The sequence below is a fragment of the Rheinheimera maricola genome (genome assembly GCF_016918075.2).
Taxonomy (GTDB): Bacteria; Pseudomonadota; Gammaproteobacteria; order Enterobacterales; family Alteromonadaceae; genus Alishewanella; species Alishewanella maricola_A.
This window is the reverse complement of the sequence record NZ_JAERPS020000002.1, coordinates 662,987-676,924: the sequence shown is the minus strand read 5'-3', so window position 1 is coordinate 676,924 and position 13,938 is coordinate 662,987. Positions and strand designations below refer to the sequence as shown.

Below are 13,938 nucleotides of genomic sequence, written 5' to 3'. Positions count from 1 at the left end.
AATCAAGCGTGAAGCCTTTGTGCAGTGGGTTATTGAAGATGTGTTACCGGCCGACCGGCCAGCCTGGCAGCAAGCCGGCGTGATTTATGCGCAGGATGTTACAGCGTTTGAAAAAGCCAAACTGCGCCTGCTGAATGCGCCACATTCCACGCTGGCCTATGTCGGCAGCCTGCTTGGCTATGAAACAGTGTTTAATGCAATGCAGGATAAAGCGTTAACCCGCTTTGTGCAGCAGATGATCAACAACGAGATCATGCCATCATTCACGCCGCCGGCTGAGCTTGATGTAACGCAGTACAGTAACGACATTCTGGCGCGTTTCCGTAACCCGGCCATCCGTCATCTGCTGGCGCAAATTGCCTGGGACGGTTCACAAAAACTGCCAATGCGTATTCTGCCGGCGATCAGCGACAACTTAGCCGCAGGTAAACCGATCGATAAGCTGGCATTTGCCATTGCAGCCTGGTGCCGCTTTATTGTTAAGCGCTTTAGCGATAACGAAAAACTGGTCGACCCGCTGGCTGAGCCATTACTGGCTGTAGCCGCAAAGTGTAATGGCCAGGCAGAGCATGATGTAGCGTTGTTTTTAGCCGTCAGTGCAGTATTCCCGGCAGTATTAGCTGCAGACACCCGCTTCGTTGCTGCAGTTCAGGCCGCTTACCATCAATTAGTTAATGATCCGGCCGGCGCCTTGCTGGCCTTTGCAGGAGAAGCCTGATGTTGTCTTTACCCCCGTTATTGTCGTCTGTGGTAAAAGGTCCGGCGTTATTACCCATTATTCAGGCCGACACCTCTGAAGAAGCGGTTGCGATAGCCAAAGCATTAGCTGATGGCGGCATTGGCTCGGTAGAAGTGGTGCTGCGCACCCGTCAGGCATTAGCGGCTATCAGTGCTATCCGTGCCGAGTTGCCTGAGTTGTTAGTTGGTGCAGGCACAGTATTATCAGCCGATGATGCCAATGCCTGCAAAGACGCCGGCGCGCAGTTTCTGGTCAGCCCGGCCAGCACGCCAAAGCTTTTGGAAGCAATGATAGCCACCGGCCTGCCACTGGCACCCGGCGTGGCGACACCGTCTGAAATCGCGCTGGCCTATGAATATGGCCTGCGCGAGGTGAAGTTTTTTCCGGCGCATTTATCCGGCGGCATTGAGATGTTAAAAGCACTTAGTGGCGTGTTTCAGCAGGTACGGTTTTGCCCTACCGGCGGTATTGGTCAGCATAATCTGGCGGATTTTTTAGCATTGCCAAACGTATTTGTTGCTGGCGGTTCCTGGCTTACTCCGGCTACGCTAGTGAAAAATAAACAATGGCAGCAAATCAGCGAACTGGCTGCTGCAGCAACGGCCATTGCCAGGCAGTTAAAAAGCGCCGCTTAAGGAGTAAGCATGAGCAAACGTATAGTCATAATGGGCGAGTGCATGGTCGAGCTGTATCAGCTGGTCGACAATGTCTATCACCAGAATTTTGCCGGTGACGTATTTAATACTGCGGTGTACTTAAAGCGCACCTGCGAAAACCCGGTTGATGTGCAGTTTTTTACTGCTGTTGGCACCGACCTTATCAGCGACAAACTGGTACGGGCGGTAGAGCGGGAGAAAATCGACACCAGCCTGATGCTGCGCACTAAAACTGCCCGTCCTGGCCTGTATATGATTAATACCGATGCTTTTGGCGAACGCAGTTTTGTCTACTGGCGCGACAGCTCAGCTGCTAAACAGGTAATGCAATGCTTTAACGCCCAGCTGAGTTATAACGCGGTGAAAGGCTGCGATATGTTTTATTTCTCCGGTATTACGCTGGCGATTTTATCTGACGCTGACCGCACGCAATTATTTGAACTGGTTAAGCAGTTAAAAGCTGATGGCAGCCAGATTATTTTCGACCCGAATTACCGCCCGGCGCTGTGGCCGAATGCAGACGCAGCCAAGGCTGCTTTTATTCAGGCTTACAGCTTAGCTGATGTGGCCCTGCCGGGCCTGGACGATCACAAGGTATTGTTCGGCGCGCAAACCACCAACGATGTGGTAGAGCAGCTGGCACAGCTGGGTGTGAATGAAATTATCGTTAAAGATGGCAAAAATGGCATAAACGGTCGCTTTGAGCAGAATAGCTTTACTGCGCAAGCGCACCCGGTGAAAAAAGTGGTGGATACCACAGCAGCCGGTGATTCCTTTAACGGCGGCTATCTGGCAGCGCGTTTGGGCGGTATAGCACCGCAGTATGCCGTGAAGTTTGCTGCGCGTCTGGCGGGTTTCGTGGTAGAGCACACTGGTGCCATTGTCAGCAAAGAGCACTTTAATGGTTTCTGGGCGAAGAACCGGCCTTCAGTGTTTACCAAGTGAGTGTTTGCTAGGTATTGGTGGTTGGTGACGCCGCAATAAAACACGCAGACACGCCGTAAACCCATCCGTGGGGGCTCCTCTCCCGCATCCATGCGGGAGACGGTCTGCTTAGTTTTTTCCGGCATCACAAACAGAGCAGGTTGGAACCCCGAAGCGCACAGCCACAGAGTGTCTGAGTGAGCGAAAGCGAGCGAGTTGCTGTGGCGAGCACATCGGGTGTTGTAACCGGAAACAGTTAACAGCACTAAAAGCGAAAAGCATAAGATCCGGCCAAAGCCGGACAAGCGTCACATCTGACCCTGACTAACAACCAAGGCAATTATTGTTAGACAAGGAGCAAGGCATGAGTGTAGTACAGGTTTTTCCCCGGGCAGCAGATATACCTGCCGAATTTGCCCACAGCAAAGAGATCACCCAGCGTGAATATCTGCTAAATGGTGAGCTGACAGAGTGGCAAGGCGAACTAAGCCCGGTTGTCAGCCCGGTATATTTGCGCAGTGAACACAACAATGAGCTACAACAAGTGGTGCTGGGGCATACGCCCTTGCTCGATGCTGATACGGCACTAAAAGCGTTAGACAGCGCAGTAAAAGCCTATGACTTAGGTCGTGGTGCCTGGCCAACAATGCCGGTGCTGGAGCGTATTCAGCACGTTGAAACCTTCCTCGGTTTAATGCAGCAGCAACGCAGTGAAGTGATCCGCCTGCTGATGTGGGAAATTGGCAAAACCTACCCCGATGCAGCGAAAGAATTTGACCGCACTTGCGACTATATCCGCGACACCATAGCGGCGCTTAAACAACAGGACAGAGACGCCAGCCACTTTGTTATTGAGCAGGGCAGCCTGGGTAAAATCCGCCGTGTACCGGTGGGTGTTGCATTGTGTATGGGGCCCTTTAACTATCCGCTGAACGAAACCTTTACCACCCTTATACCGGCACTGATTATGGGTAACACCGTCATTTTTAAACCGGCGAAATACGGTGTGCTGCTCATTCAGCCGCTGCTGCAGGCCTTCAAGCAAAGTTTTCCGCCTGGTGTGATCAACATCATCTATGGCCGTGGCCGCGAAACGGTTGGCGTGTTGATGGAAAGTGGCAAGATAGACTTGTTTGCCTTTATCGGCACCAACAAAGGTGCCAGCGATTTAAAACGTATGCACCCCAAGCCACACCGGCTACGGGCTGTATTGGGGCTGGATGCGAAAAACCCGGCAATCATTCTGCCGGATGCCGATATGGCGCGCACAGTAAAAGAATGTGTCGCCGGCAGTTTGTCGTTTAATGGTCAGCGCTGCACCGCATTAAAAATATTGTTTGTGCACCAAAGCTGTGCTGCTGAACTGGTTGAAAAGCTCGGTGCAGCGATTGCTGAACTAAAAGCCGGTATGCCATGGCAAACTGGTGTGGCAATAACGCCACTGCCAGAGCCGGGTAAAACCGCTTTTTTAACTGAGCTGCTACAGGATGCGCTTAGTAAAGGCGCCAAGCTGCAAAACTCTGGCGGCGGTGAAACGGTAGCGTCGCTGTTTATGCCAGCACTGCTTTACCCGGTAAACAGCAGCATGCGGCTTTACAGTGAAGAGCAATTTGGCCCGCTGGTGCCGGTAGTGCCGTACGATGATATTAACGATGTGATTGATTATGTGGTGAATTCCAATTTTGGTCAGCAGCTGAGTATTTTCGGCCAGAATGCACAACAGGTGGGTGAGCTGGTTGATATTTTTGCCAATCAGGTTGGCCGCATTAATATCAATACCCAATGTCAGCGTGGGCCAGACAGCTTTCCGTTTAATGGCCGTAAAGACTCTGCAGAGGGCACGCTGTCAGTGGTTGATGCGCTGCGTCAGTTCTCGACACCAACACTGGTGGCAGCCAAGTATCAGGATGGCGATGTTGATTTTATTCGTCAGATGGTCAGCTCGCGCAGTTCGCGCTTTTTGGCGACGGACTTTTTGTTCTGATTTGCAGTAAAAACTTTGGCAGATACAGCTAGTAGAAAAACTACTAGCTCCTACTTTACATATTTCCTAACAACACGTTAGCTTGGCAGCGCCCGAAGGATGGCCATCCCGTGCAGTTAAGGCTTTGCAAGATGCAGCAATCCTGAATTTTCTCACTTTCGCATGAGTTCACTAAATGAGACAGTGTTTGCTCTAGCTGACTCAGCTCCTGTTGCATTTGCCGCACCCTGGCTAGCTGCTCAATAATGATATTGTCTACAGTAGTGCAGGATGCTTGCGGGTTTTGCTTAACGTCAACCAACTGCTTTATGTCATCAATGGGAATATTCAATTCACGACAGCGCCTGATAAAGACGAGCGTTTCCACGTCACTGCCTTTGTAATAGCGATAACCGTTTGCTTCGCGCGTCGGCGGAGTAAGTAACCCCACGCTTTCGTAATAGCGGATCGTTTTTGCTGGAACCTGCGTAATACAGGCGAGCGCACTGATTTTCATCTTGACCTTCCAGTTACTAGAATCTTTAAGCTGCAGCTTAACATAATTGCGCTGCCGTTTTTACGGCGGCTAATACGTTAAAGTTGAACAAAACCGAGTAAATCAACGGGTACAAACATGGCAAAAGCGTTAAATACAACAACGTTATTAATATCACTTGGTGCAGTGATGGCATGTCAGGCTGCTACTGTGCAGGCGGCAACAGTGCAGCAGGACAGTTCGTTAGTTGACAGCCCTGATATAACAGTTAGCGAACAGCAACACGACGAGCATGAGCATGAGCATGAGCATCATGACGATGAACATCATCATGACGAGCATAAACATGAAAACATTGAAAAGATTGTGGTACAGGCCAGCCGTTCAGGGCGCATTGCTGATGAGCAACCAATACGGGTTGAACTGATTAACCGCGAAGAAATAGAAGAAAAAGCCGCGATGCGCCCAGGCAATATTTCGATGCTGGTGGCAGAGACCGGCGGTGTCAGAGTGCAAACCACGTCACCTGCGTTGGGCAGTGCCAATATTCGCTTGCAAGGTTTGTATGGCCGTTACACCCAATTATTAGCAGATGGCTTGCCACTGTATGGTAATCAGGCTGCATCGATTGGTTTGCTGCAAATTCCGCCGACGGATTTGGGGCGGGTGGAAATTATCAAAGGCTCGGCATCGTCGCTATACGGTGGCTCAGCGTTAGGCGGCGTGATTAATCTGGTATCCCGGCGACCGGGCGATACGCTGAATGGCGAGGCGCTACTTAATATCACCAGTCGCGATGGCCAGGATTTCACTACCTACATTGAAACTCCGCTGATTGATAATATGCAGGGCTCACTTACCGGTGGTGTTCATCATCAGGCATCTACCGATATTGATAAGGATGGTTGGATAGATTTGGCCGGATATGAGCGTTATACCCTGCGACCACGCTTATACTGGCGGGGTGATAACGGTCAGACGTTATACAGCACTATTGGCGTGATGTCAGAGCGTCGCAGTGGTGGCACTGCGCCCGGTGCTACTGTGTCAAACGGTGAAGCTTTTTCGCAAACTCAAGACTCTGAGCGGCTGGATGCCGGTTTGGTATTTAACATGCCGGTGTTTGACACCTTAACACTGAACACCCGAGCTTCGGCCATGAAACAACAGCACTTGCATGGTTACGGGCTTGTGACAGAGGACGACCAGCACGAGAGTTACCTGCTGGAAAGCAGTATCGCCGGTTATAGTGACCACACCGACTGGGTAATAGGTGCAGCCTATCAGGCAGATAAGTTTATGTCAGACACCTTTTCTGCGTTTAACTATTCTTATCAGGTGCCGGGGCTGTTTTCGCAGTTAGATTATGTGTTTAACCCCAAGGTAACAGCTTCGGTAAGTGCCAGGCTAGAGCAGCATAACGAATTTGGCAGCCAGTTTAGCCCCAGAGTGTCCTTACTGTATCGCCCCGGTGATCTAACCATTCGGGCTTCTTATGGCCGGGGCTATTTTGCCCCCACGCCTTTTGTTGAAGAAATTGAAGCGGCGGGGTTATCGCGTTTAGAAGCGCTGGGTGAGCTGGCCGAAGAATCGGCGCAAACGGCGTCGATAGATTTTACTTATACCTATGACGATATTGAAAGCAGCTTAACGTTGTTTGGCTCAGATATTAAAAACGTCACTACGCTGGAAAGCTTTGCATCCAACGGTACTGGCTTGCCCAATAGGGTGCGGCTGGTTAATGCGCAGGGTGAGAGTCAGATCCGTGGTTCTGAACTGCTGCTTAGGTACTACTGGCAAGACATAAAGTTGACCGCCAGTTACTTATATCTGGATGCGACAGAGCAAGTAGCAGGTGCGTTATCACGGCGCGACATTGCGCTGACACCAAAACACTCAGCGGGTTTTGTTGCGATGTGGGAACAACACGGCAATTTCCGAGCTGGTTTTGAAGCCTATTACACCGGCGTACAGCGGCTAAACGACAACCCTTTTACCGACTACTCAAAACCCTATTGGCATCTGGGGTTAATGGGGGAGATTACTGTTGGCCGTTTTAGCTGGTTTATTAATCTGGAAAACCTGCTGGATGTAAAACAAACCGATGAGCATCCGATGCTACTACCCAATCGCGCCGCCAGCGGTCAGTGGACCACTGATATCTGGTCACGCAACGATGGCTTTATTGTCAATGCCGGGGTGAGAGTAAAGTTTGGCTCTTAAGCCAACCGCCACGGTATTGCGTTTTATGAACCAGGCATAGCGTACACGAACGGACAGCTGCTGCAAGAAACAGTCTGACGAGCTGGTAACGCTAAAAAACGTACCGTCAAAAGTGCTTTATATCGTGCGGGCATAGAAAGGGCTGCAACGTCAGCCCTGTGCCATAAGCCGTTATTCACTGAGCTAATTTTATGCTTACACCTGATCTACTAACTCTGATGGCATTCTGAACTTGACTACTGTCTAACCTATCACTATATTCGTTAATCGTCGAATAACGATATTGGTGCTTATGAACAATCTCAATTCAGTTACAAATGAACAGCTGGCCGCTATCGCTAAAGCGATTGCGCATCCTGCCCGTATACAAATTATCCGTCTGCTGCTGAGTAAATCATCCTGCATTGGTGGTGAAATCACCAGTGAAGTTGGGCTTGCTCAATCAACCGTGTCGGAGCACTTGCGAATATTAAAAGCAGCTGAAATTGTTACAGGTGAAATAGAGCACCCGCGAGTGTGTTACAGCCTTAATCGTGAAAAGTTATTGCCGCTACTGGATTTGTTACAGCAAATTGCCAGCAGCCAGGTCACTAATGATGATGTGTGCTGCGTCTCAGCAAGCGACACCTTGATGTGTAAATAACGGTGCAACCATGAAGAACATTCTCTTTCTGTGCGTGGCAAACTCCGCCCGTAGTCAGATGGCCGAGGGGTTAGCCAGACATTTTTTACCAGCAAATATCGTGGTGCAAAGTGCCGGCTCCCAGCCTTCTACACTTAACCCCTATGCGGTTAAGGCGATGGCAGAATTAGGCATAGATATCAGCACGCATTATTCAAAAGCGGTTGAGGATATCAACAGCAGTGCCGTGGATACAGTAATTACCTTGTGTGCTGAAGAAGTGTGTCCGGTATTTTTGGGCAAAGTGCAGCGTATGCACTGGCCGATTAATGAACCCTCCGCAGGCCGGGAAACCCCAGAGCAGCTATTGCAGGGCTTTCGTATCGCCAGAGATGGAATAAAGCAGTATGTTCTAACGTTAACAGCATCGTTGTAGCTTTTTGTTTTTTAATAAGATTATGTACTTAAGGTATTGCGTTATATATGGGTATATTTGAGCGTTATTTATCAGTTTGGGTTGCGCTAAGTATTGCTGCCGGTGTTGTGCTGGGCAACCTGATGCCGGGGCTGTTTCATGCGATAGCGGCGATTGAATACGGCCAGATTAACTTAGTGGTGGCATTGCTTATTTGGTTAATGATTTATCCAATGATGGTGCAGATAGACTTCGGCGCAATTAAAGACGTAGGCAAAAAGCCCAAGGGCATCGTGCTTACCCTGGTGATGAACTGGTTAGTGAAGCCTTTTACCATGGCCGCACTGGGTTGGCTGTTTTTTAAGGTGTTCTTCGCCGGCTGGGTTGATCCACAAAGTGCCAATGAATACATCGCCGGTATGATTTTACTCGGCGTTGCGCCCTGTACAGCAATGGTGTTTGTCTGGAGCCAACTGACAAAAGGTGATGCCAATTACACACTGGTTCAGGTGTCTGTGAATGACATCATTATGATTTTTGCTTTTGCCCCCATCGCCGCATTGCTGTTGGGCGTAAGCGATATTGTTATTCCGTGGCAAACACTTTTATTGTCAGTACTGTTATATGTGCTGTTGCCACTCATTGCTGGTGTAGCTACGCGCAAACAACTTAATAAAGGCGGCACAGAGCAGCGTGTTACAACTTTTTTAGTTAAGGTTAAACCGTGGTCGGTCATTGGTTTATTGGCGACGGTTGTGCTGCTGTTTGGTTTTCAGGCGCAAACCATAGTCGCCAAGCCGCTGGTTATTCTGCTTATCGCTATACCGCTACTTATTCAAACTTATGGCATTTTTGCTGTTACCTATGCTGTAGCGAAGAAGATGCGCTTACCGCACAACGTTGCAGCACCGGCTTGCATGATTAGCACCTCTAACTTTTTTGAACTGGCCGTGGCAGTTGCCATAGCGCTGTTTGGTTTAAACAGCGGCGCTGCACTGGCAACGGTGGTCGGTGTGCTGGTTGAAGTGCCGGTGATGTTGTCGCTGGTGTGGTTTGCTAATCGAACCCGGCACTGGTTTAACTGACGCTTTTTAACTGACTAGGGAAATATTATGCATCACCCATTTGATTATCTGGAGCTAAGCACTGGCACGCTGATGTTCACACCTTGTCCGGGCACCAAAGGCGTAAGTCTGTTTGACAGCATTGGTCAGCTTAAAGCTGCTGGCGCGGCAGCCGTCATTACACTGATGCCAACACATGAACTAGAGCAAAATGACGCAGCGCGCATTGACGCTATCTGTAAAGAGCTAGGCTTAGCATGGTATCAGTTACCGATAGAGGATGATTGTGCGCCAGAGCAGGCATTTGAAGCGGCATTTGCCGACTATAAAGCGTCGATACTGGCTTTGCTGCAAGCAGGTAAGAAAGTGGCTATTCACTGCAAGGGCGGCTCTGGCCGTACCGGGCTAATGGCGGCAATATTAATGACGCAGCTTGGTTACAGCAAAACCGAAGCGCAAGCTTTAGTGCAACAGCTTCGACCTAAGGCGTTGCTCCATCCGGTGCATCAAAGCTATTTCGCAAAATTTACCGGTTGATTATTCAGCCCGTTCATTGATGGCAGAAGCCATTGCCTGTCAAAAGTACAACGACCGCTTTAATGTATTCAGTGTAGGGACAGCGCCAACTGAACCTGATGAGCGTGCTATAAATGCGCTGCAACAGCATGGTTTTAAAACAGAAGGTCTCAGCTCAAAGTCATTTGCCGCTTTAGGAAATACTGAAATCGATTACGCTATAATTCTTTGTGACAAAGCTAAACAGGAGTGTGCTCAGGGCTTAACTGCCACGCATATTTTAAGTTGGGATTTCCCTGATCCTAAAGCTGGCAAGACAATCAAAGCTTTTGATACGACCATTCACGAATTGGCTGACAGGCTGAAAATGTTTGTTCTTCTCTATGACAAAGAATTTAATTAAACAGCCCTCAAATTTCGCCTAATTCCATCTGCATTTAGTAGCAGACTTGGGGTATTAACGACAAGTCAGCTACTTCTGCACCCGAATTTAACAATGTTCACCATGCACTACTAAAAATACCACCTTATATGGGTTGAGTAAGCTTTCAAGTGGTTGCCAAGCTTCAGTTGATATCTTACCAATATTTTATTTTAGTTATTACCACAAGGTTTATTCTGGCCGGATTGCTTGGTTTCTATTGCTACCTTTCCCTCTATCTCACGACTTGAAGCAACATATCTAAACTTCCTTTTATAACAACTGGTTGATGGGCGATGTATACGCTTTTTGGGGTTTAGTCGGACAGTTATTGGGGAGCAGCATTTCAATCCTACTTACTTTTGGTAAGCTATCTTTAAGCTCTTTCACTAAAATGCCGTCAAAATATTGGTTGACAAATTGGCAATAAGTTAATAGTTTTGCTGTCATGCTGAGTGGTCAGTTTATGGCTTTGGTCAAGCAATTTGCGGCCGGTACCTATTCGGTTCTACAACAGCATTTACTCGTTGCAACAATGCAACAACACATGGCGGTGTGGTGTACAAACGTTTCTTCGCACCATTGTCAGTGCAGCACAAAATTAGGGGTGAATAATGTCAAAACCAGCGATCGGTTTCATCGGCCTCGGCCTTATGGGCGGCAACATGGTCGAAAATCTACAGAAGAAAGGCTATAAGCTGACTGTAATGGATCTTAACAAAGATGCAGTTGCGACCTGTGTTGCCAGGGGGGCATCTACTGCAAGCTCGGCAAAGGAACTGGCAGCATCTGTTGATATCGTCATGCTCTGTCTAACCACCTCTGCTATTGTTGAAAAAGTGGTTTACGGTGAAGACGGAATTCTTGCTGGTATCAAAGCAGGCGCGGTGCTGGTGGACTTTGGTACCTCTATTCCGACATCAACGCACAAAATTGGTGCTGACCTGGCGAAGAAAGGTGCTGGAATGATCGACGCCCCGCTGGGTCGTACACCGGCACATGCAAAAGATGGATTACTGAATATTATGGCTGCCGGTGATACGGAGACATTCAACAAAGTGAAGCCCGTGCTGCAAGATCAAGGTGAAAACGTGTTTTACCTTGGCGGGTTGGGTGCGGGGCACACCACAAAGCTTATCAACAACTTCGTTGGTATGACGACCGTTTGTGCTATGTCTCAGGCATTTGCCATCGCTGATCGTGCCGGTGTTGATCGGCAACAACTGTTCGACATTATGTCGACCGGACCTTCCAGTTCGCCTTTTATGAAGTTCTGTAAGCACTATGCAGTGGACAATGTCAGTGACCTCGGGTTCTCACTGGCAAATGCTAACAAAGACCTGGGCTATTTCCTGAAAATGGTTGAAGACCTTGGCTCTGAGTCAAAGATTGCCAGGGGATCATCTGCTGATTTGCAAGCCGCATTCGATGCCGGCATGGGCAACGGCAACGTGCCGGAGATCTTCGATTATTACCGCACGCTTGGCAAATAGAGTGGTTGGCGAAAAGTCGACTGTGGATCAGGTGCTAATGAGATGGAGCTTGTTAGCGCAGGAACTAACCCTCTCACTTCGTGCCCGACAGCAATGAAGCGAATCTCAGTATTGAGGTAAAAAACCATAATGCGTTTATTCAAAGATTATCTGCTAAACCTTTGCCTGGCTCTGATATTGCTTCCGGTGTCAGTTACTGCACTCGCTACTGAATATTTTGTAGCGAGCAAAGACGACTACAAAGCGATTGCATCGAAACTGGTCGCAGGTGACAAGATCATCTTGAAAAATGCCGTTTGGACAGACTTTGAGATAGTGCTGGAAGGGCAGGGCCGGGCTGATGCACCCATAACGTTGACGGCAGAAACCAAGGGGCAGGTGATACTTTCAGGCCTGTCTAATCTCAGGTTGGCCGGTCAGTATCTTCACGTTTCAGGCTTGGTGTTTAAAAACGGCTATACCCCCAGTAGTGCAGTTATTGAATTTCGCAAAAATAGTAAAGAGCTAGCCTTCCACTCAAGGGTGACGGAAGTAGTCATCGATAACTATAACAATCCGGATAAAGAAGAATCGGATTATTGGGTAGCGTTGTATGGACAACATAACCGTTTAGACCACAGTCATTTCGTCGGTAAGCGTAATAGAGGCGTCACCATTGCTGTCAGGTTGAATAGCGAAAGCAGTCAGCAAAACCATCACCAGCTTGATCATAACTACTTTGGTTATCGCCCAACCTTTGGCTCTAATGGTGGCGAAACACTGCGCATCGGCACCAGCCATTATTCGCTTACTGATTCTTATACCTTGGTTGAAAACAACTACTTCGAACACACTAACGGTGAAGTAGAAATTATCTCGATAAAGTCCGGCAAAAATACCCTGCGTGGTAACGTGTTCTTTGAAGCCCGCGGCACGCTGACCCTGCGCCATGGCAACGGTAATATCGTCGAGCAGAACATATTTTTCGGTAATGGCGTGGATCACACCGGTGGCATACGTGTTATCAACAAAGATCAGGTGGTTCGCAATAATTATTTACAAGGCTTGAAAGGGTATCGCTTTGGTAGTGGCTTTACGGTGTTAAATGGCGTCCCTAACTCGTCAATCAACCGCTATCATCAGGTAGAAAACGCCCTTATCGTCAACAACAGTTTTATTGACGTCGACCATATCCACCTGGCGGCCGGTAGCGATGCAGAGCGCACAGCAGTGCCCATTAACTCAGTGATGAAAGATAACCTGATAATCAATACCAATAAACAGCAACCCTTCAGCCTGTTTGATGATGTTAGCGGTATAAAGCTCTCCGGCAACCTTGCCAATACTGTGGTGCCTGAAGCACTGGCTTACGGTGTTAAGCATCAGGAGCTTGTCCTTGAAAAAGCTGAAAACGGCCTGCTGTATCCCGCGATTGATAAGCTAAGTGCTGGTGCCAAGCGCGACTTGAAAGTACTGGCCAAACAAGACACGGGTGTCAATTGGTATCCGAAATTGCCTGCAGTAACCGCATTCGATTCAGGTCAAACACATCGGGTTGAAAAGGGCGCAGAGGCGTTGTTAGCGGCAATAAAAAATGCAGGTGAAGGCGACGTTATTGTGCTGGCTAATGGCCTGTATGAAATCTCGACACTGGTAAAGATTGATAAAACCCTAACGTTAAAAGCGGCACAGCAAGGCCAGGCCAAGTTGACCTTTGAGCGTTCGACCTTATTTGAAATCCATGATGGCGGCAGTTTGAAACTCGAGGGCTTAACTATCTCAGGGGCACAAAGTCCTGATTCGGCGGGCAATACTGTGGTTCGCACGCAAAAATGGGGCATGGTGGAGAACTACCGCTTTGTAATGCTGAATTCACACGTTCTGCAGCTGGATATCAACCATACGTTCGATTTCTTCGCCACGGGCAAGGGCGCTTTTGCCGATGAGTTAACCCTTATGGGTAACACGTTCGAAAATGTCACTGGCGACATTCTGCGTCTGAATACTGAAATTGAAGATTTGGGCATTTATAACGCCGAGTATGTCACGCTTAAAGACAATACCTTTAACAATGTGCAGGGTGCTGTGGTGAAACTTTATCGTGGTGGCACCGATGAAAGTACCTTCGGACCGCTTTTGTTGATGACAAACAACACGTTAAACAAAGTTGGTTATGGCTCGCGCAACAAGAATAAATCCAGTCTCCATTTGCACGGCGTGCAGATTGCCGACATTTTGCAAAACACTCTGGTCAATTCTGCGCCAATAACAGTTGAGCATACGGTAGGTGAGCCGGTAACGGTGATTAAGGGCAATCTTTTTGACGCGACCCCGGCACCCAGCGTGACGGAGCTCAGAGTTGACGGGCCGCATACCGCAGTCGTTGATGATAACAAAACAGTAAATACTGAGAAGAGGTAACCGCAG

Annotated in this window: 13 protein-coding genes; 12 read left to right on the top strand and 1 reads right to left on the bottom strand. The window is 48.7% G+C overall.

Annotated elements, in window-relative coordinates; all coding sequences use genetic code 11:
- From I4W93_RS08685 to I4W93_RS08670, 4 genes are all read left to right on the top strand, one after another.
- A partial coding sequence (locus I4W93_RS08685; protein WP_500808179.1) for a mannitol dehydrogenase family protein occupies positions 1-718 on the top strand: 718 nt, incomplete at its 5' end.
- On the top strand, positions 718-1,374 hold the full coding sequence (gene eda, locus I4W93_RS08680) for a bifunctional 4-hydroxy-2-oxoglutarate aldolase/2-dehydro-3-deoxy-phosphogluconate aldolase (protein ID WP_205309835.1): 657 nt from the start codon (positions 718-720) through the stop codon (positions 1,372-1,374). The genes I4W93_RS08685 and eda, both read left to right, overlap by 1 nt.
- Before the next feature lie 9 nt (positions 1,375-1,383).
- Positions 1,384-2,340, top strand: coding sequence for a sugar kinase (locus I4W93_RS08675; protein ID WP_205309834.1), 957 nt, complete (start codon positions 1,384-1,386; stop codon positions 2,338-2,340).
- Positions 2,341-2,683: 343 nt separating this feature from the next.
- Entirely contained in the window at positions 2,684-4,303 is a 1,620-nt protein-coding gene (locus I4W93_RS08670; RefSeq protein ID WP_205309833.1) for an NADP-dependent glyceraldehyde-3-phosphate dehydrogenase, read from the top strand.
- Between the two features lie 55 nt (positions 4,304-4,358).
- On the opposite strand, the gene I4W93_RS08665 is transcribed toward I4W93_RS08670, so the two are convergent.
- Positions 4,359-4,799 (bottom strand): Cd(II)/Pb(II)-responsive transcriptional regulator, encoded by a 441-nt coding sequence (locus tag I4W93_RS08665; protein WP_205309832.1) that lies wholly within the window; start codon positions 4,797-4,799, stop codon positions 4,359-4,361.
- Between the two features lie 117 nt (positions 4,800-4,916).
- Between I4W93_RS08665 and I4W93_RS08660 the strand changes: the two genes are divergently transcribed.
- From I4W93_RS08660 to I4W93_RS08625, 8 genes are all read left to right on the top strand, one after another.
- Entirely contained in the window at positions 4,917-7,001 is a 2,085-nt protein-coding gene (locus I4W93_RS08660; protein WP_205309831.1) for a TonB-dependent receptor plug domain-containing protein, read from the top strand.
- 292 nt (positions 7,002-7,293) lie between these two features.
- Positions 7,294-7,644, top strand: coding sequence for an ArsR/SmtB family transcription factor (locus I4W93_RS08655; RefSeq protein ID WP_205309830.1), 351 nt, complete (start codon positions 7,294-7,296; stop codon positions 7,642-7,644).
- A 10-nt stretch (positions 7,645-7,654) separates the two neighbouring features.
- Positions 7,655-8,059, top strand: a complete 405-nt coding sequence (locus I4W93_RS08650) for an arsenate reductase ArsC (RefSeq protein ID WP_205309829.1) — start codon at positions 7,655-7,657, stop codon at positions 8,057-8,059.
- Between the two features lie 47 nt (positions 8,060-8,106).
- Positions 8,107-9,123 (top strand): ACR3 family arsenite efflux transporter, encoded by a 1,017-nt coding sequence (gene arsB, locus I4W93_RS08645; protein WP_205309828.1) that lies wholly within the window; start codon positions 8,107-8,109, stop codon positions 9,121-9,123.
- Positions 9,124-9,150: 27 nt separating this feature from the next.
- The gene (locus tag I4W93_RS08640) at positions 9,151-9,639 is read left to right on the top strand and encodes a phosphatase domain-containing protein (RefSeq protein WP_205309827.1); all 489 of its coding nucleotides are present in this window, start codon (positions 9,151-9,153) and stop codon (positions 9,637-9,639) included.
- A 16-nt stretch (positions 9,640-9,655) separates the two neighbouring features.
- Positions 9,656-10,021 (top strand): arsenate reductase/protein-tyrosine-phosphatase family protein, encoded by a 366-nt coding sequence (locus tag I4W93_RS08635; protein WP_255604612.1) that lies wholly within the window; start codon positions 9,656-9,658, stop codon positions 10,019-10,021.
- A gap of 632 nt (positions 10,022-10,653) precedes the next feature.
- A complete protein-coding gene (locus I4W93_RS08630; protein WP_205309825.1) occupies positions 10,654-11,532 on the top strand; it encodes an NAD(P)-dependent oxidoreductase in 879 nt (292 codons plus the stop codon).
- Between the two features lie 129 nt (positions 11,533-11,661).
- Complete coding sequence (locus I4W93_RS08625; RefSeq protein ID WP_205309824.1) at positions 11,662-13,932, top strand: polysaccharide lyase 6 family protein; 2,271 nt, start codon at positions 11,662-11,664, stop codon at positions 13,930-13,932.
- Positions 13,933-13,938 lie beyond the last annotated feature (6 nt).